Origin of the sequence: Thermovirga sp., assembly GCA_012523215.1 — a bacterium.
Taxonomy (GTDB): Bacteria; Synergistota; Synergistia; order Synergistales; family Thermovirgaceae; genus 58-81.
Genome location: JAAYIZ010000022.1, coordinates 1 through 1837, shown reverse-complemented (window position 1 = coordinate 1837; position 1837 = coordinate 1). Strand labels below are relative to the sequence as shown.

General features: G+C 55.7%; 2 protein-coding genes. Both read left to right on the top strand.

Annotated features, from left to right (window positions below):
- The first annotated feature begins 439 nt into the window (after positions 1-439).
- Entirely contained in the window at positions 440-1525 is a 1086-nt protein-coding gene (locus GX108_00735) for an ATP-grasp domain-containing protein (protein NLO55575.1), read from the top strand.
- Positions 1515-1837 (top strand): D-alanine--D-alanine ligase (locus GX108_00730; GenBank protein NLO55574.1); only part of this gene is annotated, 323 nt, incomplete at its 3' end. The genes GX108_00735 and GX108_00730, both read left to right, overlap by 11 nt.

Genomic DNA, 1837 nt, shown 5'->3' with positions numbered 1-1837 from the left:
GCAACGCTTTTCGCAAAAGCTTTTCCTTTCATTCCCGTCACCTCTTCCCTCCTGGAAAAAGAACTTCGGGGCCTCGAGAAAATAGCTTTCATACACCTATTGTAATCTACAAAAGGGGATGTATAATCCGCGAAGAAAGAGGATCATCGGAAGTCTGGTCTTTGACCTCGCTTCAGGAACGGCGCCAATAAGCCCCTTGAGGCCCCCGGGCGCCGATCCTCCGGAAGGGTTCGCCGGCGTGACGGATGGTTTGTCCAGGTTCGGCACGACAGCGGGACCCCCAAGGACCGCGAAAGCGGCAGGGGAAGCGGATGGAAGAGCACTGGACTTGAATAAGCGGAGGTGAAGTCTGTCGAAGGACTGGATGAAGGGGCATATCACCAGTCACGGCACCGGCCAAGAGGACGGTGTATCCATCTATGCAGGGGGCGAATGAAAAGTGAAGAAGGAAGATCCCGGATCATCCAGCGGCGCAGGTCCGGTCCGGCGGATCGGCATCACGTTCAACCTGAAGAAGAAAGACTTGCTTCCAGGCGAACCCGACGACCGTTACGAGGAGTACGACTGCCTGGAAACGATTGAAACTCTCGAAAGGGAGATCAATCGTCTTGGTTTTGAGACCCTGCGTTACGAACAGGACGATTCTTTTCTTGAGAGGATCTCCCAAAACCCTCCCGACTTTGTATTGAACATAGCCGAAGGACGCGGAACGACAAGAGGAAGGGAATCGCAAGTGCCCAGTGTCCTTGAGAGCCTTGGCATTCCTTTCTCCGGTTCCGATTCCATAGCCATTGCCATTACCCTTGACAAGTGGCTGACCCACCATGTTCTCGCGGGGGGAGGGGCGTCCGTCCCCGATCTCTTCATGTTTTCCGCCGAGGAGGATTTCAGCGGGGCCATGTCAATTTTTCAAAAGCACAGGGAATACATCGTCAAGCCGAGGTGGGAAGGCTCTTCCAAGGGCGTTTTCCCCGACTCAGTGGTGGACAACCCCGTCGATTTGGCCGAGAAGGTCCGCAGGATTTGGAAGAATTACCAACAGCCGGCTCTTGTGGAGGAATACCTCCCCGGGACGGAGGTAACCGTTGGAGTCATGGGCAACAGGAACCCCGTCGTCATCGGGATGATGTCCATCGATCTAAAGACAGAGAAGGGCAAGGCTGTCTATTCACTGGAGCACAAGAGGGACTGGGAAGAAAAGGTGCACTACCTCGGGCCTGAGTCCATCGATCCTCACACGCGGGAAGAGGTTGAATCAGAGGCCCTGAAGGTGTTTCGTGTTCTCGAACTTAGGGATGTCGCCAGGGTGGATTTCCGCCTGGACAATGCGGGCGTTCCCAAGGCGATAGACATCAACCCACTCCCGGGCATTTCCGAGGCCTACAGTGACCTCCCTATCCTTTACAGGCTGAGCGGAGGAGATTACCCCTCTCTTTTAAAGGGGATCCTGAAGGAAGCGTTCCAGAGACAGGAGCTTAAGTGGCCCAGGGCTTCGACAAAGGGCAGGCACCGCAATGCTGCCTGAAAAGACCGTCGCCGTAGCGGCTGGAAAAGAAGAGACCGACAGGGAGGACGTCCTCGACGTCCTCCGCTGCAGGCAGAGCGTCATAGAGGGGCTCCTTTCCAAGGGATTTAAGGCCTTCCCGGTCGACATCCTCAGGGAAGATCTCCTGATCAAGGGGAAAGCGGCGAGGAAGCTGAGAGATAATTCGCCCGATTGCGTCTTCAACCTCTTCGAGGGGTTCGGTGAGGCGTCCTACCTGGAAATAAGGTTCGCCGAGATCCTTGAATCCCTGGGTATCCCCTTCACGGGCAACCCCTCCAGGACCCTTGCCCT